18 protein-coding genes are annotated in these 19,782 nt (G+C 69.2%); 4 read left to right on the forward strand and 14 right to left on the reverse strand.

Going from position 1 to position 19,782, the window contains the following annotated elements:
- Nucleotides 1-7 precede the first annotated feature (7 nt).
- The 13 genes from C5B99_RS13090 to C5B99_RS13150 form a co-directional block, all read right to left on the reverse strand.
- Nucleotides 8-1,015: a proline racemase family protein gene (locus tag C5B99_RS13090; RefSeq protein ID WP_104242748.1), complete on the reverse strand. Its 1,008-nt coding sequence runs from the start codon at nucleotides 1,013-1,015 to the stop codon at nucleotides 8-10.
- A gap of 206 nt (nucleotides 1,016-1,221) precedes the next feature.
- Complete coding sequence (locus C5B99_RS13095) at nucleotides 1,222-2,163, reverse strand: dihydrodipicolinate synthase family protein (RefSeq protein WP_104242750.1); 942 nt, start codon at nucleotides 2,161-2,163, stop codon at nucleotides 1,222-1,224.
- A complete protein-coding gene (locus tag C5B99_RS19775; RefSeq protein WP_104242752.1) occupies nucleotides 2,160-3,611 on the reverse strand; it encodes an FAD/NAD(P)-binding oxidoreductase in 1,452 nt (483 codons plus the stop codon). Before C5B99_RS19775 ends, C5B99_RS13095 begins: the two co-directional genes overlap by 4 nt.
- Entirely contained in the window at nucleotides 3,608-3,868 is a 261-nt protein-coding gene (locus C5B99_RS13105; RefSeq protein WP_104242754.1) for a (2Fe-2S)-binding protein, read from the reverse strand. Before C5B99_RS13105 ends, C5B99_RS19775 begins: the two co-directional genes overlap by 4 nt.
- A complete protein-coding gene (locus C5B99_RS13110) occupies nucleotides 3,865-5,049 on the reverse strand; it encodes an FAD-binding oxidoreductase (protein WP_104242756.1) in 1,185 nt (394 codons plus the stop codon). Before C5B99_RS13110 ends, C5B99_RS13105 begins: the two co-directional genes overlap by 4 nt.
- A 106-nt stretch (nucleotides 5,050-5,155) precedes the next feature.
- On the reverse strand, nucleotides 5,156-5,866 hold the full coding sequence (locus C5B99_RS13115; RefSeq protein WP_104242758.1) for an ABC transporter ATP-binding protein: 711 nt from the start codon (nucleotides 5,864-5,866) through the stop codon (nucleotides 5,156-5,158).
- On the reverse strand, nucleotides 5,863-6,825 hold the full coding sequence (locus C5B99_RS13120) for an ABC transporter ATP-binding protein (protein ID WP_104242760.1): 963 nt from the start codon (nucleotides 6,823-6,825) through the stop codon (nucleotides 5,863-5,865). Before C5B99_RS13120 ends, C5B99_RS13115 begins: the two co-directional genes overlap by 4 nt.
- Nucleotides 6,822-7,952 (reverse strand): branched-chain amino acid ABC transporter permease, encoded by a 1,131-nt coding sequence (locus tag C5B99_RS13125; RefSeq protein ID WP_104242762.1) that lies wholly within the window; start codon nucleotides 7,950-7,952, stop codon nucleotides 6,822-6,824. Before C5B99_RS13125 ends, C5B99_RS13120 begins: the two co-directional genes overlap by 4 nt.
- Before the next feature lie 4 nt (nucleotides 7,953-7,956).
- Nucleotides 7,957-8,847 carry a branched-chain amino acid ABC transporter permease gene (locus tag C5B99_RS13130; protein WP_104242764.1) on the reverse strand — a complete coding sequence of 297 codons (891 nt, stop codon included), beginning with the start codon at nucleotides 8,845-8,847 and terminating at the stop codon, nucleotides 7,957-7,959.
- Nucleotides 8,848-8,904: 57 nt separating this feature from the next.
- Nucleotides 8,905-10,104 (reverse strand): branched-chain amino acid ABC transporter substrate-binding protein, encoded by a 1,200-nt coding sequence (locus C5B99_RS13135; RefSeq protein ID WP_104242766.1) that lies wholly within the window; start codon nucleotides 10,102-10,104, stop codon nucleotides 8,905-8,907.
- Nucleotides 10,105-10,254: 150 nt separating this feature from the next.
- Nucleotides 10,255-10,929 carry a GntR family transcriptional regulator gene (locus C5B99_RS13140; protein ID WP_104242768.1) on the reverse strand — a complete coding sequence of 225 codons (675 nt, stop codon included), beginning with the start codon at nucleotides 10,927-10,929 and terminating at the stop codon, nucleotides 10,255-10,257.
- A gap of 132 nt (nucleotides 10,930-11,061) precedes the next feature.
- Nucleotides 11,062-11,604 (reverse strand): EVE domain-containing protein, encoded by a 543-nt coding sequence (locus C5B99_RS13145; protein WP_104242770.1) that lies wholly within the window; start codon nucleotides 11,602-11,604, stop codon nucleotides 11,062-11,064.
- Between the two features lie 36 nt (nucleotides 11,605-11,640).
- The gene (locus C5B99_RS13150) at nucleotides 11,641-12,177 is read right to left on the reverse strand and encodes a DUF4916 domain-containing protein (protein ID WP_104242772.1); all 537 of its coding nucleotides are present in this window, start codon (nucleotides 12,175-12,177) and stop codon (nucleotides 11,641-11,643) included.
- 31 nt (nucleotides 12,178-12,208) lie between these two features.
- Between C5B99_RS13150 and C5B99_RS13155 the strand changes: the two genes are divergently transcribed.
- The gene (locus C5B99_RS13155; RefSeq protein ID WP_181065016.1) at nucleotides 12,209-12,907 is read left to right on the forward strand and encodes an alpha/beta hydrolase; all 699 of its coding nucleotides are present in this window, start codon (nucleotides 12,209-12,211) and stop codon (nucleotides 12,905-12,907) included.
- A gap of 13 nt (nucleotides 12,908-12,920) precedes the next feature.
- On the opposite strand, the gene C5B99_RS13160 is transcribed toward C5B99_RS13155, so the two are convergent.
- The gene (locus tag C5B99_RS13160) at nucleotides 12,921-13,100 is read right to left on the reverse strand and encodes a PspC domain-containing protein (protein ID WP_068479399.1); all 180 of its coding nucleotides are present in this window, start codon (nucleotides 13,098-13,100) and stop codon (nucleotides 12,921-12,923) included.
- Nucleotides 13,101-13,226: 126 nt separating this feature from the next.
- On the opposite strand from C5B99_RS13160, the gene C5B99_RS13165 reads away from it, so the two are divergent.
- From C5B99_RS13165 to C5B99_RS13175, 3 genes are all read left to right on the forward strand, one after another.
- Nucleotides 13,227-18,140, forward strand: coding sequence for a DEAD/DEAH box helicase (locus C5B99_RS13165; RefSeq protein ID WP_104242776.1), 4,914 nt, complete (start codon nucleotides 13,227-13,229; stop codon nucleotides 18,138-18,140).
- Between the two features lie 77 nt (nucleotides 18,141-18,217).
- The gene (locus C5B99_RS13170; RefSeq protein WP_104341462.1) at nucleotides 18,218-18,910 is read left to right on the forward strand and encodes a pentapeptide repeat-containing protein; all 693 of its coding nucleotides are present in this window, start codon (nucleotides 18,218-18,220) and stop codon (nucleotides 18,908-18,910) included.
- Nucleotides 18,897-19,676, forward strand: coding sequence for a DNA-formamidopyrimidine glycosylase family protein (locus C5B99_RS13175; protein WP_104242780.1), 780 nt, complete (start codon nucleotides 18,897-18,899; stop codon nucleotides 19,674-19,676). Before C5B99_RS13170 ends, C5B99_RS13175 begins: the two co-directional genes overlap by 14 nt.
- Nucleotides 19,677-19,782: the final 106 nt, after the last annotated feature.

Genomic DNA, 19,782 nt, shown 5'->3' on the forward strand with positions numbered 1-19,782 from the left:
GTCCAATCTAGAATTCGAATCCTGCCGGGAAGGGGTCTGTCGGGTCGAGCATGTACTGGCCCATGCCGGTGATCCACGCGCGGCCGGTGATGGTCGGGATCACGGCCGGCTTGTCGCCGACCTGGACTTCGTCGATGAGCTGGCCGGTGAAGCTCGTGCCGATGAACGACTCGTTGACGAAGTCGGTGTGCAGCGGGAGCTCACCTCTGGCATGCAGCTCGGCCATGCGCGCGGAGGTGCCGGTGCCGCAGGGCGAGCGGTCGAACCAGCCAGGGTAGATCGCCATCGCGTGGCGCGAGTGGGCGGCGGTGGAGCCGGGTGCGATGAACTCGACGTGGTGCACGTGGTCGACACCCTCGATGGTCGGATGCTTGGGCGCGTCGTGGGTGTTGATGGCGTCCATGATCGCGAGACCGGCGCGCATGATGTCGTCTTTGCGGGCCCGGTCGAAGGGCAGGTCGACGTCGTCGAGGTCGACCATGGCGTAGTAGTTCCCGCCGAACGCCAGCGAGTAGCGAAGCGCGTCGATGCCGAGTTCCGGCACCGGGACGACGGCGTCGAGGCGTTCGCAGAAGCTGGGCACATTCTCGATGGTAACGCTAACAGCGCGTCCTTCGCTCACTTCGACGCGAGCGATCACGAGACCCGCCGGAGTATCGAGACGGATCACGGTCTCCGGCTCGTGGACCTCCACCATGCCCGTCTCGACCAGCACCGTCGCCGTGCCGATCGTCCCGTGTCCGCACATGGGCAGCAGACCGGAGACCTCGATATACAGGACGCCGAAGTCGGCGTCCGGGCGAGTGGACGGCTGGAGGATGCTGCCGCTCATCGCCGAGTGCCCGCGGGGCTCCCGCATCAGGAACGTCCGCAGGTCGTCGCGATGCTCCTGCACGTACAGCCGCTTCTCGTTCATCGTGGCGCCGGGGATGACCCCGACCCCACCCGTGACGACCCTGGTCGGCATGCCCTCGGTGTGGGAATCGACGGCGGAGATGACTCGTGATGCTCGCATGCGAAAAGACCTCAAGTTCGTGAGTGAGGGGCCGCCCAGGGCGGGGGGACGCCCCGGGCGGCCGGCCCAGCGGGATGAGGGGGGATCGCCCCGCGGGCCAGACGCAACCAGCGCTATTGCCGGATTGCGTCGCATTGGTGCGGGAAGAGCCCCCGCAAGCAGACGGCAGAGGGGCCAGGAAAGCGACCCCCGTGTCTGCTGCGACCCTACTTGAGGGTGGCGAGCGCGTCGAGGGCGCGCTGCGTGTCGGCACGCACGCGCGCCTCCATCTCCGGCGTCAGCGCAGCGCGGGGCGGGCGGCACGGCCCGCCGTTGCGGCCGACCATGTCCATGCCGAGCTTGATGGCCTGAACGAACTCGACACGGGAGTCCCAGCGGAACGCCGCGATGAGGCTCTTGTAGATCTCACGCGCCTCGACGTAGCGGCCCGCTGCCATGTGGTCGTAGATCGCCACGGCCTCGGCGGGGAAGACGTTGGGGTAGCCGGCGAACCAGCCGGTGGCACCGTCGATCATGAGCTCGAAGAGCACGTCGTCGCTGCCCGCGATGACGTCGATCGTCGAACCGGCCGCCTCGCAGGCCTCCTGGATCTCGAAGGCGCGTCGGACGTCGCCGGAGAACTCCTTGACGGCGACGATGCCGTCGATCTTCGCGATCTCCGCGACGAGCTCCGGGCGGAGGTCGACCTTCGTGTCGAGCGGGTTGTTGTAGATCATGACGGGCAGCCCCACTTCGGCGACCTTCGCGAAGTGCTCGATGACATCCGCATCCGCCGACCGGTACATGGTGGGCGGGAGGCAGAGCACGCCGTGGGCGCCGTCTTCCTTGGCGAGCTGAGCCCAGTGCTGCGCCTGGTGCCAACCTGGACCGTGCACGCCCGCGACGACGATGCCGCGGTCGCCAACAGCCTCGACGGCGACCTGCACGACCTTGCGGCGCTCCTCATCGGTGAGGGACGAGTACTCGCCGAGCGAGCCGTTGGGGCCGACGCCCCGGCAGCCGTTCTCGATGAGCCAGTTGCAGTGCTCGGCGTACGCCTCGAAGTCGACGGCCAGGCCGGCGGGAGCAGAGGCGTCCTCCTTGTAGGGAAGGGCCGTCGCGACGACGACTCCGCCGAGGTCGAGGTGGGTTGAGGCTGCTTCGGTCATGGGTGTTGCCTTCCTGTCAGGGGATGCTGTTCTTCTGAGGTTCCTGCCAGCTCAGCGAGCCGGATGGGGGTCTGGATGGGGCGACGGTCGACGATGCCCTCGTCGAGACCACGCCCGAGCACCGTCTCGATGAGCTCCTCGGCGCTGCGGCCGCAGATGCGGGCCTGGCAGATGCCGAGACCGGCACGAGTGGCGAGCTTCTGGGAGCGCAGACTGTGCGAGTGCGTGGCGGCGGCCTTCCGCCGCAGCTGACCGGCGGTCACCTCTTCGCAGCGGCACACGATGGTGTCCTCGCGCAGCCACTCCTGCCAGCCCGGCCGCACGCCGTGCGCCGCCTCGATGCGCGCCGCGAACGACCCGAAGATCGCGCGCTTGCGCTGGGCGCCGCTGATCTGAGGGTCGCTGGACGCACCACCCGCTGCGCAGTGCCCGGCCACGCGCCCCTCGGCGAGGGAGAGGTCGACACCGCCGATGCCCGTCACCTCGCCCGCCGCGTAGACGTCGGAGGTGCTCGTGGCGCAGGACTCGTCGATGATCACGAACCGGCTGTCGTCGAGCGCGCAGCCGGCCGCGATCGCCACCTCGAGCCGCGGGGTGAAGCCGTGCGTCACGCAGACGGCGTCGCACGCGACCTCTCGCTCGCTGCCGGCGATGGGCCGCCACTGAGCGTCCACGCTCATGATCGTGACGCGCTCGACGCGCCCCTCCCCGTGCGCCTCGACGACCGCTTCGCCGACTCGGTACGGGATCCGGTGCCGCAGCTGACCGGCGACGTAGCCGAAGAGCTCCTGCACCTTGCCAGGGGCGCCCGCGAGCTGCCACGGCTTGGGCAGCCAGCCCGAAGCGAGACGCGGGATGCGGTTGGCTTCGACGACCTCAACGACCTTGGAGCCGACCTGGGCGAGCGAGGCCGCGACGGGGAGAAGGAACGGACCCGCGCCGGCCACCACGACGGCGTCGCCGACCGCGATGCGCTCGCTCTTCGCGAAGGCCTGAGCAGCACCCCCGGTGTAGACGCCGGGGAGGTCCCAGCCGGGAAACGGGAGGGTGCGGTCGTGAGCACCCGTCGCGACGACAACCGCATCGGGCTCGAGGGTCGATCGAACACGGTCGGCCGCATCGGACATGCCGGTGAGCAGCTCCAGCGCGGGCAGCCCGACGGCCCACACGCTCGTCTCGCCGAGCACCGTGATCCGGGCGTGCGAGCGGACACGTCGGTCGAGGTCCAGGAACGTCGACCAGCCGTGGTGCATGGCAGCCTGCCCCTCGCCGTCGCGCTCCTCCGGCAGATGGCGCCAGTACTGGCCGCCGAGCTCCCGACTCGACTCGATGAGCGTCACGCGCGCCCCGGCCTCCGCTGCGGCCAGCGCGGCCGCGAGGCCTGCGGGGCCACCCCCGACGACGGCGACATGGCGTGGCGTCGACTGCTCAGTCCGCGTCGATCTCATTGGGAGCTCACCTCATCCCCCTCGCACGCGCGCCTCTGGCACGCTCGAACGTCCGGCACGCCGTCCACCGTGACGAGGCAGTCGAAGCACACGCCGATGCCGCAGAACAGGCCGCGCGGTTTTCCCGCGACGGCGGTCTCGCGCCAGGAGACGCGGCCGGAGCCGAGCAGCACGCCCGCGATGCTCTGCCCCTCGAGACCCTCGACCGTCTCACCGTCGACGGTGATGCGCACGGGCTTGTCGGCGCGCTCGCTCATGCGACCGCCTCCAGCTCTCGGGCGAGCGTCGGGCGGGTCGGTGAGAACAGGGCTGCATCGATCTGCGTCGATCTGCCGTCCATGAGATCCCCGATCAGCGACGCCGTGGGCAGCGAGAGGCCGATGCCGGCCCCCTCGTGGCCGGTGGCGTGCCAGAGGCCGGGCAGGCGCGCATCCTGGCCGATGAGCGGCAGGTGGTCCGGCATGAAGGGGCGGAAGCCCGAGTAGCTGCGGATGACGGCCGTCTGGGCCAGGAAGGGGAAGATCGAGATCGCCTTCACCGCCAGCTGGCTGAGCACGTTCGCGCGGAACGCGTCGTCGAATCCGATCTGCTCGCGACTCGAGCCGATGAGCACCGTGCCACCCGGAGTCGACTCGACGACGCTCGAGGTCATGAGAACCGCGTCGCCGGACCCGACGGCACCGACGTAGTCCGCGTCGTACACCTTGTGGAAGACGCGCTGGGGCATCTTCGACGTGACCAGGACGACTCCGCGGCGCGGACGAACGGGGAGGGGCACGCCGAGGGTCGCGGAGACCTCGCCGGACCACGGGCCGGCGGCGACGACGATCTCGGCGCCGCGGACGTCGCCGGCCGAGGTGCGGACGCCGACGATGCGGCCCGCCTCGCGGATCGCGCCCACCACGTCGTGATGCTCGAGGATGCTCGCCCCGCGCGCCCTGGCGAGGGCTACGAGCGCTTCGGTTGCGATGGTGGGCTGCACCTGGCTGTCGCCCGGGTACCAGACGGCTGCGGTCATCCGCTCGGTGATCCACGGCTCGAGCTCTCGAGCCTCGGCGTGCGTGACGGGCTCCGCAGCGACCTGCGCGTGGCGCTGCGTGGACGCGAAGTCCAGGAGGGCGGCCGCTCCCCCGTCGGTCGTCGCGACGACGAGGCCACCCTTGGCCTCGAACTCGATGTCGGGGAAGTCGTGGCCGAGCTCGTCGCGGAAGGTTCCGGCGAGCGTCGACCAGGCTGCGTTGGCGAGCTTCGAGAGCTCGAGCTCGGCGCCTGGCCCCTTGTCGGAGACGAGCAGGTTGCCTTCGCAATGAGCGCTTGTGCCGCTCGCGACGCGGCCGCGCTCGACGAGCGCGACTCGCCGGCCACGGCCGGCGAGCTCGGCAGCGCAGGCCGCTCCGATGATGCCACCGCCGATGATCACGACGTCGTACCTGACCATCTCGCACCTCCTGTCAGTAATATGTCACACACCATGTATGGGTGCAAGCCTGGCCCGCCCCTCATCCGGGACGGGCCAGCGGGGGCTACCAGCTCCGCGAGCGCGCTCAGCCCAGGTACGCCTCGATGACCGCCTTGTCCTTCGCCAAGTCGGCAGCGAGGCCCGAGAGCGTCACGCGGCCATGCTCGATGACGTAGGCACGATGCGCCACCTTGAGCGCGGCGCGAGCGTTCTGCTCGACGAGCAGCACAGTGGCACCGCGCTCGTTGATGCGCCCGATGAGCTCCATGACCTGCTTCACGACCAGCGGGGCGAGCCCCATCGACGGCTCGTCGAGCAGCATCAGCTTCGGGCCGCCGACATACGCTCGCGCGATCGCCACCATCTGCTGCTCACCGCCCGACAGGGTGCCGCCCTGCTGAGCGCGTCGCTCGAGGAGCCGCGGCATGAGCTCGTAGCACTCCTCGACACGCTCAGCGACGACCTTCTGGTCCTTCACCTGGTAGCCACCGAGCAGGAGGTTCTCGTGCACCGACATCGTCGAGAAGATGCGCCTGCCCTCAGGCACGTGGATGAGCCCGTCGCGTACGAGGTCCCACGGCTTCGCATTCGAGATGTCCTTGCCGCGCCACATGATCGTCCCGCGCTTCGCTCTGGCCAACCCGGAGAGCATCGTGAGCGTGCTCGTCTTACCCGCGCCGTTGTTGCCGAGCAGCGAGACGACCTCACCCTCGTTGACCTCGATCGACAGCCCACGAAGCGCCTGCACGCGCCCGTAGAAGAGATCCACATCCTTGATCTCGAGCTCGACGCTCATGACCGGTCCCCCTCGTCCACTCGCTGGTTCTCGGGCCCGCCGTCTGGCACGCCCTCGTGCTCGTCCTCAGACTCGTGCTCGTCCTCAGGATCCTCGACGCCGAGGTACGCCTCGATGACCCGAGGGTCGTTCTTGACGTCCGCGGGCAGACCATCGGCGATCTCTCGTCCGAAGTTGAGCACGATCACGCGCTCCGAGATCTCCATCACGAGACCCATGTCGTGCTCGATGAGCACGATTCCGACGCCGAGGTCCCTGATCTTGCGGATCAGCGCGATGAGCTCCTGCTTCTCGTTGTGGTTGAGGCCAGCAGCAGGCTCATCGAGCAGCAGCAGCTTGGGCTGCGTGGCGAGCGCCCGCGCGATCTCCACTCGGCGCTGCTCGCCGTACGGCAGCTGCGACGCCAGCAGCTCGTCGTCGAGCGAGTAGCCGACGAAGTCGAGCCAGCCGCGCGCATCCTCGAGCGCCTGGGCCTCGACCTTCTTGTAGCCGAACGTGTGCAGCATCGTCTGGAACACGTTCTGACGGATGCGCGCGTGCATCGCCGTCTTCACGTTGTCGATGACCGACATGTCCCGGAACATGCGGACGTTCTGGAAGGTGCGGCTCAACCCGAGGCGCGTGATCGTCGACGGCTGCTTGCGCATGATGCTCTCGCCGTCGAAGGTGATCGAGCCAGACGTCGGCCGGTAGAAGCCGGTGATGCAGTTGAACGCACTCGTCTTGCCAGCCCCGTTCGGCCCGATCACCGAGATGATCTCACCCGCGTACGCATCGAACGACGTTCCGTCGACCGCCTTCACACCGCCGAACTGCAGCCGAAGATCACGGACCGAGAGCAACGGCTCCCCTTGATGCGCCCGCCTGAACTCCTCGGCGACCGCGGTCACCGACTCCGTCTTCGGCACGTCGATGGGCGCCGTGCCGTACACGTCACCCGTGCCTGAAACCTGGCTCATGCCTGCTCCTTCGAGAGGTCGATGTTGGCGTCGGGCGCCTCGTGCGCGGAGAAGCCGTCCTTCGGAGACGGCGCCTCGCCCTTGGCTCGCGACTTGAGGAACGGCAGGATCGCCGTCGCCGGCCAGATGCCCTGCGGCCGGAAGATCATCATGATCACGAGCAGCACGCCGAACACCAGGAAGCGCCAGTCGGAGAACTCGCGCAGGATCTCGGGCAGCAGCGACACGAGCAGCGCGCCGACGATGACACCCGGGATGGAGCCCATGCCGCCGAGCACGACCGCCATGAGCAGCAGGGCCGAGTTGAGGAACACGAAGGAGGTCGGGCTGATCGCCGTCTGGTGCGCTGCCATCAGCACACCCGCGAGTCCGCCGAAGACGGCGCCGAGCACGTACGCGCCGAGCTTCGTGGTGTACGTGTTGACGCCCATCGCCTCGGCGGCGTCCTCGTCATCCTTGATGGCGCGCCAGGCGCGACCCATCTTGCCCTTGCCCAGCCTCGAGGCGGCGATGATCGCGGCACCACCGGCGATGATGACGCAGAGGAAGTACAGCAGGATCTTGCCGTTGAACTCGATGCCGCCGATCGTGAGGCCGTCCGCGAACGACCAGCCGAAGAACTCGAACGTGTCGATGCCGGAGATGCCGGATGGGCCTCCCGTGACCTCGAGATTGTTGGCGGTGAGACGGATGATCTCACCGAACCCGAGGGTCACGATCGCGAGATAGTCGCTGCGCAGTCGCAGGGTCGGCCCGCCGATGATGAGCCCGGCGAGGATGCACGCGACGATCACGAACGGGACCGTCGCGATGAGGGGCATGTCGAGCAGCGTGTTGAGGACGCCGGCCGTGTACGCACCGACGGCGAAGAAGGCGTAGTAGCCGAGGTCCAGGAGACCGGCGTAGCCGACGACGATGTTGAGGCCCATCGCGAGCATGATGTAGATCATCGCGGAGGTGCCGATGGAGATGACGTACGGCGTCGCGTTGATGAACGGCAGCAGGAACGCGAAGAGGAACAGCACGAGCCCGACGAGGTTCATGAACGTCTTCGGGTTCAGGATGCCCTTGCGCGGCGTGGGCCGCTCGACGGTGGGCGCGGGCGCCTGGAGTCTGATGTCGGTCATGGGATCACATCCGTTCCACGACGCGTGCACCGAGGATGCCGGTCGGTCTGAAGGACAGGAAGAGGATCAGGCACGCGAACGAGAAGACGTCACGCCACTCCCCGCCGAGCCAATGGGTGCCGAACGCCTCGAGCAGACCGAGCACGAGGCCGCCGAGCATGGCGCCGTAGAGGCTGCCGATGCCGCCGATGACGGCCGCCGTGAACGCCTTCAACCCGATGACGAAGCCAGCGAGGAAGTCGATGGTGCCGTAGTAGGCGCCGGCCATGACGCCGGCCGCGCCCGCGAGGGCCGAGCCGATGAAGAAGGTGCGCGAGATGACCTTGTTGACGTTGACGCCCATGAGCTGCGCGGCCGTGGGGTCGAGCGCGATGGCCCGCATGGCGCGGCCGTCTCGGGAGCGCATGATGTACGTGTTGAGCGCGAACATGAGCGCCGCCGCGACGAGCATCATGACGATCTGCGGCATCGTGATGCGGCCGCCGAGCAGGTCGAGCGTCTCCCCTTCGAGACGCGTCGGGTAGACCTTGGGGTCCGGGCCGAAGATCTGGCGCACTCCGTACTCGAGGATGAACGACATGCCGACCGCGGTGATGAGCACCGCGAGCCTGGGGCTCGAACGCAGCGGGCGGTAGGCGACCCGCTCGATGGTCACGCCGAGGATGCCCGTGAAGATCATCGCGAGGAGCATGACCAGCAGGATCGACAGGATGCCGCCGCCTGCGAGTCCGGAGAACGCCGAGAAGATGGTGAGGCCGGCGAACGCGCCGACCATGTAGACGTCGCCGTGCGCGAAGTTGAGCAGCTTGATGATGCCGTACACCATGCTGTAGCCGAGTGCGACGAGCGCGTAGAAGGATCCGACGAAGAGCCCGTCGATGATGAGTTGAATCACAGTGGTTCCTGACTGCAGAAGCGGGCGGGGAGTTCCCTCCCCGCCCGCCGTGGCTGACTAGCTCTTCAGGTCATCCTCGAGGATGAAGGTGCCGTCGGGTCCGACGGTGACGATGGCGAAGCCGCCCTCGCTGAGCGTTCCCTCATCCGTGAAGGTGAGGGGGCCAGAGAAGATGTCGAAGCCGTCCAGGGCACCGAGCGCCTCGATGACCGCGGGGCCCTCGGTGGTGCCGGCGTCCTCGATCGCCTGGGAGACGACGCGGACGGCGTCGTAGCTCTGCGTCGAGTAGGGTCCTGGCGCTGCGCCGAACTTCTCGGTGTAGGCGTCGATCCACTCGGTTGCACCCTCGAGCATGTCGGGGGTCTGCGTGAACGTGCCGAGCACACCCTCGGAGGCGCTGCCGGCGATCTCAGCGAACTTCGCGTCGACCGATCCGTCCGCGACCATGATCTTGCCCGTGTAGCCGGCCGATCGCAGCTGCTGGGTGATCAGGCCACCCTCCTGGTAGTAGCCGGTCCAATACATCATGTCGGGGTTCGCCGAGACGACCTTGTTGACGTTGGCCGCATAGTCGGACTCGCCGGCGTTGACCGACTCCTCGAGCACGACCTCGATGCCGAGCTCCTTCGCCTGCTCGGAGGCCGACTTCGCGAGGTCCGTCGAGTAGTCCGTGTTGTCGTCGACGAGCGCCAGCGTCTTCACGCCCTGCTTCTCGGCGTACTTCAGCATCGCCTGAGCCTGCTGCGTCCCCGTGCCGTTGATGAGGAACACGTTGTCGAGGCCGGCTGCGACGAGCTGGTTCGAGTTGGCAGCCGGGATCACCATGGGGATCTCTGCCGTGTTGAAGATCGGCAGCGTCGGGAGCGTGGCGCCTGAGCAGTAGCCGCCGACCGAGGCGACGACACCGTCGGTGACGAGCTTGTTCGCTGCGGCGGTCGCGCTTGTCGCGTCGCACGCATCGTCGGCGGTGACCAGCTCCAGCTGCCGGCCGAGGACTCCGCCGGCCTCGTTGAGCTCGTCGATCGCCATCTGGGCGCCGTTCTCCATGTACGGGCCGAAGGCCGATTCCGACCCAGAGAAGGGTGCCGCGAGGCCCAGCTTGATGGGTCCGTCTTCCGACGCGGCGTCTCCGCCTCCGGCGACACCCCCGGAGCATCCGGTGAGGGCGAGTGCGGCCGTGGCGAGCAGAGCTCCTGGGAGGAGCACTCTCTTCCAGATGCCAGCACCCCGAGGGCTGGTGGAACGACGTGCAGTCATGGTGAGTTCCTTCCGAACAGACGTCAGAATCGCCGGACCATCTCCGGTGATGGGATGTCACACATTACTGTTCGGCGGAGGTCGGCAGAAGGCCCCTCCACAGCCTTGAAACAGAGTTGTTACAAAGTGTTTCGCTGTGTGGAGGGTTTGCTAAGCCTCTTCGGGTAGCCCAGCCCACCAGCCGACGACATGGCCGATGTGCCGATGCATGAGCTCCGCAGCCTCATCCGCCTTGCCAGCCTCGAGCAGCACCAGCAGATCCGCGTGCTCACGCGACGATGCCGTGAGCTCCTGGGAACCGAGCATCTCGGTCAGCCCCGTCAGCCTCGTCTGCCTGCGCAGCGCGGTCACGATCGACACGAGACGCTCATTGCCGGACAGCCCGAGGAGCTTCGCGTGGAACTCGATGTCGACCGCCAGGTACAGGGGAAGGTCCCCCGCCGCGGACGCCGCGTCGATCTGGGTCGCGAGCTCGCGCAGCTCGGCGCGAGGAGCCTCTGGGAACTCGACGGCCAGCTCGCGCACGATCGGCACCTCGAGCATCTGCCGCACCTCGACGATCTGTCGCAGCTCCTCGACGGAGACGTGCGTCACCCGGAACCCCTTGTTGCGGACGGGCTCCACGAACCCCAGCTTCTCGAGGTTCAGCATCGCCTCCCGCACGGGAGTCGCCGACACCTCGAAGCGAGCCGCGAGCGCTGGAACGGAGACGAGCTCGCCCGCCGCGAGCCCTCCCGAGACGATCGCGGCGGCGACGGAGTCCTCGATGGTGGCGCGCAGGTTCGACTGCTGCGCCGCCGGCTTGAAGTCCAACGCGTCGATCATGGGCACTCCGCTCGTAAGGCTCGCTCTGGTCGGAAAGCGTAAGCACACCTCAGGGGTGTTCATCACTTCCACTCAATAATGTGTCACATGCGTCCGCAAAGCACGGCCTTCGGCGAATCTGTCCGCCGACGCTCAGAAGCGGATTGCGTACGGATCCTCGCCTGGGTCCCGATCTCGCTGCTCCCCGGACGGTTCCGACTGCGCGAGACCGGTCTCACGGATGAGCCCCATCCCGAGCGCACTCGGCTCCGGAGACGGCCGACGGACCGCGTCCTCGAAGATCTCGAAGTCCCGACGAGAGAGCTCGAGCCAGCCCGCGCGCAGCCGCTCACCCCAGTACTTGTCGTTCCGCGTCAGATCCAGCAGATCGCGCAGCGGCCGGATGAGCGCAGGACGCGCCTCACGCATCCACTGCACCTCCCTGCGCCACGGCGACGACCCCCTCCCGCCAGCGCGGTACGGCTCGTCGTCGAGCACGTAGCCCGCCTGCACCACGCTGCGAAGCGGCTCCCCGTCCGGGTTCACCTTGCGCGGACAGTAGAGAGCCACGCCATCGGACACGCGCATCTGCTCGACCCCCTCGCGCGCACCCCACGGTGCCTGCACGAAACCGCCCTCGACCATCGCGAGGGCGCGATCAAAGGGCTGCACGACAAGCCAGTAGCGGATGGCCACGGTCAGATGGTCGAAGGACTGGAGGCTCTGGCGCCCCTAGGGCCAGAGGCCGAGGTGGCCGATCGCGGTGCGAAGCACCTGGCCGCGGCCACCCTCGAGCTCCTCGAGGAGGTCGGGATCGAGTGCCTGCTGCGGAGTCAGCCACGTGATCTCGAGCGCGTCCTGGCGAGGGTTGCATTCCCCGGCGACCGGAACGATGAACTCGAGCGCAACCGCATGCTGACGCGAGTCGAACAGCCCGGAACCGGGCATCGGCGAGAACTCCGCCACCGTGAAGGGGGCGAGCGCCTGCGGCAGAGCCGGGAACGCCATCGTGCCGAGATCCTTCTCCAGGTGCCGAAGGAGGGCGCCCCGAATCGACTCCCCGTACTGCACGCGCCCAGAGACGAACGAGCGCGTCATGACGCCCTCGTTGTCAGCCCGAAGCAGCACGCCGAGGTGCTCGACCTTGCCCGAGGCGTCGACACGCACCGGGATGGCCTCGACATACAGCATCGGCACGCGACGCCGCACGAGCGCGAGCTCGTCGTCGTTCATCCAGCCGGACTCAGGATCAGGAGTGCGCACCGTCATGACCCCATTGTGGACCATGTATGTTTCCCGGGTGAGCACAGCATCCACAGGTATCGATCCCAAGACGCTCCTCTGGCGGGGCGGCGACACCGAGACGGCGGCCACGAGCACGCTCCCGCTCGTCGTCGGACTGCACGGCTACGGCGCAGACGGAACGGACATCCTCAGCCTCACCGGGCAGATGCCCAAGGGCTTCAGGTACGTCTCCGTGCCCGCCCCGCACCCGCAGCCGGAGGGCGGCCGCGAGTGGTTCCCGCTGCGCTTCGCCGACCCGATGACGGGCGAGGTCGCGGTCGACGCCGACGCCCAGATCACTCTCGAGCAGGGCGCGAACGACGCTGCGGCAGCCGTCATCTCACTCCTGGACACGCTCGGCGTCCTCGACTCGGGCGCGCCACTCGCGCTGCTCGGCTACTCGCAGGGCGGCATCGTCGCCATGCAGGCGCTCCGTCAGCGACCCGCGGCATTCCGAGGAGCGCTGCTGCTCTCTGGCCTCGTCGCCGTCGGCACCGTTCCGGGGGACGCCGAGCTCGCGGATGCCCGGCCGCCAGTCTTCTGGGGGCGGGGCGACGCCGACACGGTCATCCCCTCGCTCGCGGTCGAGCACACGGCAGCATGGCTCGAGGCCCACGCCGACGCAGAGATCTACGTCGAGGCGGGCCTCGGTCACGCGGTCTCCGAGAAGGAGCTCGTGCGGATGGCGGGGTTCCTCGAGCGTGTGCTCGGGTAGCTCCCCCAGCGCCTTAGTCGTTCGGGATGAGCAACCAGAGCGCCAGGTAGATGATGACCTGCGGGCCCGGGATGAGGACCGACAGGACGGTCAGCAGGCGGACGACAAACGGCGACCAGCCGAATCGCTGCGCGATACCCGCGCAGACTCCGGCGATGACGCGGCCGCTACGGGGGCGAACAAGACGCTTCATGTGAGATCACTCCTTCAGAACGTGGTGCATCCAGCTTCGCGCATGCCGGCTGGATGATCGTCCCCCGGGAGGTTGATCCGGTCCTCCTGGAGGCTGATGTCGGTGGTGTGTGGTTCTGTTGTCGTCATGCCTGAGACGACCGCACTCGACGCGTTCTCCCCCGCGACACGGGAGTGGTTCCGCGGCGCATTCGTGAGCCCGACCGCGGTCCAGGAGGCATCCTGGCGCGAGATCGCCGACGGGCACCACACCCTGGTCGTGGCGCCGACCGGCTCCGGCAAGACACTGAGCGCGTTCCTCTGGGCGATCGACCAGCTCGCGGCCGAGCGCGGCGCCGAGAGCGAGCAGGCGAAGGCCGAGCGGCGCACGCGCGTGGTCTACCTGTCCCCGCTGAAGGCACTCGGCGTCGACGTCGAGCGCAACCTGCACTCGCCGCTCGTCGGCATCACGCAGACCGCCAGGCGGCTCGGCTCGGTGGCACCGGACATCCGCGTCGGGGTGCGCTCAGGAGACACGAGCTCCACCGAGCGCAGACAGCAGCTCCGCAACCCACCCGACATCCTCATCACGACGCCCGAGTCGCTCTATCTCATGCTCACGTCTCAGGCGCGGAAGACGCTCACCGGTGTGACGACGGTCATCATCGACGAGGTGCACGCCGTCGCCTCGAGCAAGCGCGGCGCGCACATGGCCCTCACACTGGAGCGCCTCGACGCGCTCCTCGACAAGCCGGCGCAGCGCATCGGCCTGTCCGCGACGGTTCGGCCCCTCGACGAGATGTCCCGCTTCCTGGCCGGCAACGCACCGGTCAAGGTCGTCGCCCCGCCGAGCACGAAGACGTTCAAGCTCGAGGTGCGAGTTCCCGTCGAAGACCTCAGCGACATCGGCATGACCCGAGCCGGGGCCGCGACTCCGACCTCGGCCGACGCATCCGGAGCCATCGCAGATGCAGACCCGTTCGCGGACTTCGAGGCTGGGGCCGCCGCCGGCTCACTGCGCGACCCCGCAGCCGACGCAGAGGCCTCAGGCTCGGTGTGGCCGCACATCGAGGAGGCCATCGCCGACCTCGTCGAGTCGCACCGCTCCACGATCGTGTTCGTCAACTCGAGGCGCCTCGCCGAACGGCTCACGGCCCGACTCAACGAGATCGCCGACGAGCGCGCGTCGGCCGATGCCCCGGCGGCCGACACGACGGAGGCAGCAGACCCCTACAGCGCCGCAGCCCCCGGCGTGCGCTGGTCCTCCGGCGATCACAGCGCGAGCCCGAAGGCAGCGCCGCAGCGACCGCCTGCAGTATCCATGGGGCAGGCGGGCCAGTCGTCCGGCGCCCCGCTCTCCTTCGCACGCGCCCACCACGGCTCCGTGTCGAAGGAGTCTCGCGCCGAGGTCGAGAACGCCCTCAAGAGCGGCACCCTCCGCTGCGTCGTCGCCACCTCCAGCCTGGAACTCGGCATCGACATGGGAGACGTCGACCTCGTCGTCCAGGTCGAGTCGCCTCCCTCGGTCGCGAGCGGACTCCAGCGCGTTGGCCGAGCCGGCCACCAGGTCGGCGAGACCTCCGAGGGCACGATCTTCCCCAAGCACCGCGCCGATGTCCTGCACTCCTCCGTGCTCGCATCGCGCATGGTCACCGGACAGATCGAGCGGATGCGGGTGCTCGCCAACCCCCTCGATGTGCTCGCCCAGCAGACGATCGCCGCAGCGGCCATCGAAGACCTCGACGTCGAGGAGTGGTTCGACCTGGTCCGGCGCTCGGCGCCGTTCGCGTCCCTGTCGCGACCCCTCTTCGAGGCGACCCTCGACCTGCTGTCCGGCAAGTACCCATCCGACCAGTTCTCCGAGCTGAGGCCACGCCTCGTCTGGGACCGCGACCAGGGCACCCTCACCGGAAGACCCGGAGCGGCGAGGCTCGCCGTCACCTCTGGAGGGACCATCCCCGACCGGGGCCTCTTCGGGGTGTTCCTCGCCGGTTCCGAAGACGCCGACGCGCAGCGAGGGCCGCGTCGCGTCGGCGAGCTCGACGAGGAGATGGTCTACGAATCGCGCGTCGGCGACATCTTCGCGCTCGGGGCGACCAGCTGGCGCATCGCCGAGATCACCTTCGACCGAGTGCTCGTGACCCCGGCCTACGGCCAGCCGGGACGACTGCCCTTCTGGGTCGGCGACGCGCTCGGGCGACCCTCCGAGCTCGGCCAGGCCATCGGCGCCATCACCAGGGAGATCGCCGCCAAGGGGCAGGTGCCCGATGCACTCGCCGCCCTCATGGACGACAACGCCGTGCAGAACGCCGTCGCCTACGTGCGCGAGCAGCAGGACGCGACCGGCCAGGTCCCGAGCGACCACACGCTCATCGTGGAGCGCACGCGCGACGAGCTCGGCGACTGGCGCATCATCCTGCACTCCCCCTACGGCTCCCCCGTGCACTCCCCGTGGGGCCTCATCGTGGCGGCGCGCATCCGCGACCGCTACGGCCTCGACGGCGGCGTCGTCGCAAGCGACGACGGCATCATCGTGCGAATTCCGGAAGGCGACGCCGAACCGCCCGGCGCAGAGCTGTTCGCCCTGGAGGCCGACGAGATCGAGCAGATCGTGGCTCGCGAGGTGGGCGGCTCGGCCCTGTTCGCGTCGCGCTTCCGGGAGGCGGCGGCCCGTGCGCTGCTCCTGCCGCGTCTCAACCCAGGAAAGCGCTCGCCGCTCTGGCAGCAGCGGCAGAAGGCCGCCCAGCTGCTCGACGTCGCCAAGCAGTATCCGACCTTCCCGATCATCCTGGAGGCCGTGCGCGAAGTCCTGCACGACGTCTACGACCTCGACGCGCTCGTCGATCTCGCGAAGCGCGTCGCCGGCCGCGAGGTGCGCCTCGTCGATGTGACCACCGAGCAGGCGTCGCCCTTCGCGCGGACGCTGCTCTTCGGCTACGTCGGCGCGTTCATGTACGAAGGCGACAGCCCGCTCGCCGAACGACGAGCTGCCGCACTCGCGCTCGACACGAGCCTCCTGGCCGACCTCCTCGGCAGGGTCGAGCTGCGGGAGCTGCTCGACGCGAAGGTCATCTCGAGGCTCGAGGCCGAGCTGCAGCGCACGGCCCCCGACCGCCTCGCGCGCGACGCCGAAGGGGTGGCCGACCTCCTGCGCGTGCTCGGCCCGCTCAGCGTCGACGAGATCGCGGAGCGCCTGCGCGGCGAAGACCTCGGCACCGATGGTGGCGTTGACGGTCAGGCTGACGCTGACGGCGACGGCGACGAGCCCGCCGACGAGCACGTGCCCACAGCCACCGCCGCCGTCGCCGAAGAGCACGTCTCGGCGCTCGTGACGGCGAAGCGCGCGCTGCGGGTTCGTATCGCGGGAGTCGACCGCATCGCCGCGATCGAGGATGCCAGCCGCCTGCGTGATGCCCTCGGCGTCGCGCTCCCCATCGGCGTCCCCGTCGCGTTCATCGACCCGGTGGATGACCCGGTCGGCGACCTCGTCTCCCGCTACGCCCGCTCGCACGGCCCGTTCTCGGTCGCCGAGGTCGCCGAGCGCTACGGCACGGGCCAGGCGGTCGTGCGCGAGGCGCTCACGAGACTCGAGCTCGCCCGTCGTGTGGTCGAGGGCGAGTTCCGACCAGACCGTGAAGGCTCGGAGTGGGTCGACGAGACCGTGCTCAAGCGCCTCCGCTCCCGCTCCCTCGCCGCGCTCCGCAGCGAGATAGAGCCCGTCGAGCACTCCGCGTTCGCCCGGTTCCTGCCGGCTTGGCAGCACGTCGGCGGCGAGCTGCGTGGAATCGACGGCCTGATCACCGTCATCGACCAGCTCGCGGGCGTGCCCGTCCCCGCCTCGGCGCTCGAGAGCCTCATCCTCCCCGCCAGGGTGCGCGACTACCACCCGAGCATGCTCGATGAGCTCACGACGGCGGGCGAGGTCCTCTGGCGCGGGCACGGCGCGATCGGCTCGAGCGACGGCTGGATCAGCCTGCACCTCGCCGATACGGCCCACCTCACGCTCCCCGACCAGCCAGAGGGCGAACCGGATGCGCGCGGCAGGCACATCCTCGACGCCCTTGCCGGTTCCGGCCCGGGATTCTTCCCCCAGCTGTCGCGGCACGTGCGGCTCATGCTCGAACCCGAGTCGACCAGCGACCGCGAACTCTCCGACGCCCTCTGGGCGCTCGTCTGGCAGGGACGCGTGACCAACGACACGCTCTCGCCCCTCCGAGCGCTGATCTCCGGCGGTCCCGGCTCGGCGAGCACCTCAGCGCATCGAGCGCCCAGCCGAGCCGCACGCGGCAGGCTCTACCGTGGCCGCGTCGCCATGGCGCCGAGCGACTCCGCCGGAAGCCCCACCGCCTCCGCCTTCGCCTCCCAGCGGCCAGCGCCCTCGCAGCCCCACACGAGCGGCCGCTGGACCCTCGGCCTGCAGGGCGTGAGCGACGCCACCGAGCGTGGCCTGGCCATCGGCGACCTGCTGCTCGACCGCTACGGCATCGTGACCCGCGGCAGCGTCATGGCGGAGGAGGTCCTCGGCGGGTTCGCGCTCGTCTACCGAGTCCTCGCGCGCTTCGAGGAGTCTGGGAAGGCCAGACGCGGCTACTTCATCGAGAAGCTCGGCGCCGCCCAGTTCTCGACCGTCGGCGCCGTCGATCGCCTCCGCGGCTTCACGCAGGAGCTCGACGCCGAGAAGCAGTTCGAGACGCTCACGCTCGCCGCGACCGACCCCGCCAATCCCTACGGGGCGGCGCTCGCGTGGCCGAGCGACGAGGACTCGCAGACCAAGCACCGCCCCGGCAGGAAGGCTGGTGGGCTCGTGACGATGGTCGACGGCGCCCTTGCGCTCTATGTCGAACGCGGCGGCAAGACGCTCCTCACCTTCACCGACTCCGACGACGTTCTGCGGGCGGCAGCGAGGTCCCTTGCCGACACGGTCCGGCGGGCGCGCATCCCGAACCTGGTGATCGAACGGGTCGATGGCACGTTCGTACTCGAGACGCCCCTCGCGAGCATGCTGCAGGAGGGCGGGTTCTCGCTCACCACCCGCGGCCTGCGCATGCGGCCTGGCCAGTGAGCCACGCCGCGACGCGCATCGAGAGCAAGACCAGACCAGACCAGACCAGAAGCAGAACCGACAGCAGAGGCGGCACAGTGGCGACAGCACGCGGACGACGAGGAAACAGGGCAGGCGGCACCGAGCCGAGGATCGAGGCCCCGTACCTGCCGGAACTCGACGATGCCAGCGCCGCGGACTTCGCGACGGCGCGGGTGCACGAGCTGCAGCACTTCACCGAGGTGCGCGGCGAGGAGCTCGACGCCGCCGGCGTGACGTTCTCCGAATGCCGCATCGAGGGCCTCACGGCCCGCAGGCTCCTCCTGCACTCGGGACGGGTGAGCGAGTGCGTGCTCGAGCGCATCGAGGTGCCGGTCGTCGAAGGGCAGCGCCAGTCGTTCCGGTCCGTGAGCTGGACGGCATCCCGACTCGGCTCCGCGGACCTGCACGAGTCGGACTTCCAGAACGTCGAGTTCCGCGACGACCGGCTCGGCTACGTCAACCTGCGCGGCGCAACCCTCACCGATGTCCGCTTCGCCGACTGCGCCTTCGACGAGATCGACCTCGGGGGTGCGACAGCACGACGCGTGGCGTTCACGGAGAGCCGCACGGGCATCCTCGACGTCACGGGCGCCCGCCTCGAGCACGTCGACCTGCGCGGGCTCGAGTTCTCGACCATCACGGGCCTCGAGGGGCTGCGCGGCGTCACCGTCTCGCCGTCGCAGCTCGAGGCACTCGCACCCCATCTCGCGGCCCACCTCGGCATCGAGGTGCGTGATGCCGGAAGGTGACACCGTCTACCGGGCGGCGACCCGGCTGAACCGCGCCCTTGCGGGCCGCGAGCTGACACGCTTCGAGCTGCGGGTGCCGAAGTACGCGGCTCTCGACCTCACCGGCCTCACCGTCGACGAGGTCGTTCCGCGCGGCAAGCACCTCCTGACCCGCATCGGCCCGCACACCCTGCACACCCACCTCGGGATGGACGGCAGCTGGCAGCTCGTGACCGCGGGCGGGAAGTGGCCCCGTCCGGCGTACCAGGCGAGGGCGGTTCTCGGCACGACTGCCGGCAGCGCCGTCGGCTTCGAGCTCGCCGTCGTGGAGATGCTCGCGAGCGAAGACGAAGCCGATGCCGTCGGGCATCTCGGTCCCGACCTCCTCGGCGACGACTGGGATGCCCAGCTCGCCGTCGCGAACCTGCGCCGAGATCCAGACGCCGAGCTCGCCGGGGCCCTCCTCGAGCAGCGCAACCTCGCGGGTCTCGGGAACGTCTACGTGACGGAGCTGCTCTTCCTGCGCGGCCTGCATCCGCACACCCCGGTGTCCGGCGCCGGCGACCTCGACCGACTGGTCGAGCTTGGCCACAAGCTCATCGTCGCGAACCGCGACCGGGTGGAGCGCACGACGACCGGTGATCTGCGACCGGGCAGGCGAACCTACGTCTACGGCCGATATGGCAAACCGTGTCTGCGCTGTGGGACGCGCATCCAGCGCGGCGTCCAAGGCCGCGAGCGGGTCGCGGCCTGGTGCCCCAGCTGCCAGCCAGCGCCGCCCGCCTGACTCCCGACTCCGCACCCCGCGCCGTCCCCCGCGCTCGCACCCGGCGCCCCGTCCCCTCGCCCTCGCACCCGGCGCCCGTCCCCTCGCCCTCGCCCGCAACCCGCAC

This window comes from Pseudoclavibacter sp. Z016, assembly GCF_002931215.1.
Classification (GTDB): Bacteria; Actinomycetota; Actinomycetes; order Actinomycetales; family Microbacteriaceae; genus Pseudoclavibacter.

Coding starts and splice junctions, on each gene's coding strand:
- C5B99_RS13090 (WP_104242748.1), bottom strand. CDS start 1,015: ATGCGAGCATCACGAGTCATCTCCGCCGTCGATTCCCACACCGAGGGC.
- C5B99_RS13095 (WP_104242750.1), bottom strand. CDS start 2,163: ATGACCGAAGCAGCCTCAACCCACCTCGACCTCGGCGGAGTCGTCGTC.
- C5B99_RS19775 (WP_104242752.1), bottom strand. CDS start 3,611: ATGAGATCGACGCGGACTGAGCAGTCGACGCCACGCCATGTCGCCGTC.
- C5B99_RS13105 (WP_104242754.1), bottom strand. CDS start 3,868: ATGAGCGAGCGCGCCGACAAGCCCGTGCGCATCACCGTCGACGGTGAG.
- C5B99_RS13110 (WP_104242756.1), bottom strand. CDS start 5,049: ATGGTCAGGTACGACGTCGTGATCATCGGCGGTGGCATCATCGGAGCG.
- C5B99_RS13115 (WP_104242758.1), bottom strand. CDS start 5,866: ATGAGCGTCGAGCTCGAGATCAAGGATGTGGATCTCTTCTACGGGCGC.
- C5B99_RS13120 (WP_104242760.1), bottom strand. CDS start 6,825: ATGAGCCAGGTTTCAGGCACGGGTGACGTGTACGGCACGGCGCCCATC.
- C5B99_RS13125 (WP_104242762.1), bottom strand. CDS start 7,952: ATGACCGACATCAGACTCCAGGCGCCCGCGCCCACCGTCGAGCGGCCC.
- C5B99_RS13135 (WP_104242766.1), bottom strand. CDS start 10,104: ATGACTGCACGTCGTTCCACCAGCCCTCGGGGTGCTGGCATCTGGAAG.
- C5B99_RS13140 (WP_104242768.1), bottom strand. CDS start 10,929: ATGATCGACGCGTTGGACTTCAAGCCGGCGGCGCAGCAGTCGAACCTG.
- C5B99_RS13150 (WP_104242772.1), bottom strand. CDS start 12,177: ATGACGGTGCGCACTCCTGATCCTGAGTCCGGCTGGATGAACGACGAC.
- C5B99_RS13160 (WP_068479399.1), bottom strand. CDS start 13,100: ATGAAGCGTCTTGTTCGCCCCCGTAGCGGCCGCGTCATCGCCGGAGTC.
- C5B99_RS13165 (WP_104242776.1), top strand. CDS start 13,227: ATGCCTGAGACGACCGCACTCGACGCGTTCTCCCCCGCGACACGGGAG.
- C5B99_RS13175 (WP_104242780.1), top strand. CDS start 18,897: ATGCCGGAAGGTGACACCGTCTACCGGGCGGCGACCCGGCTGAACCGC.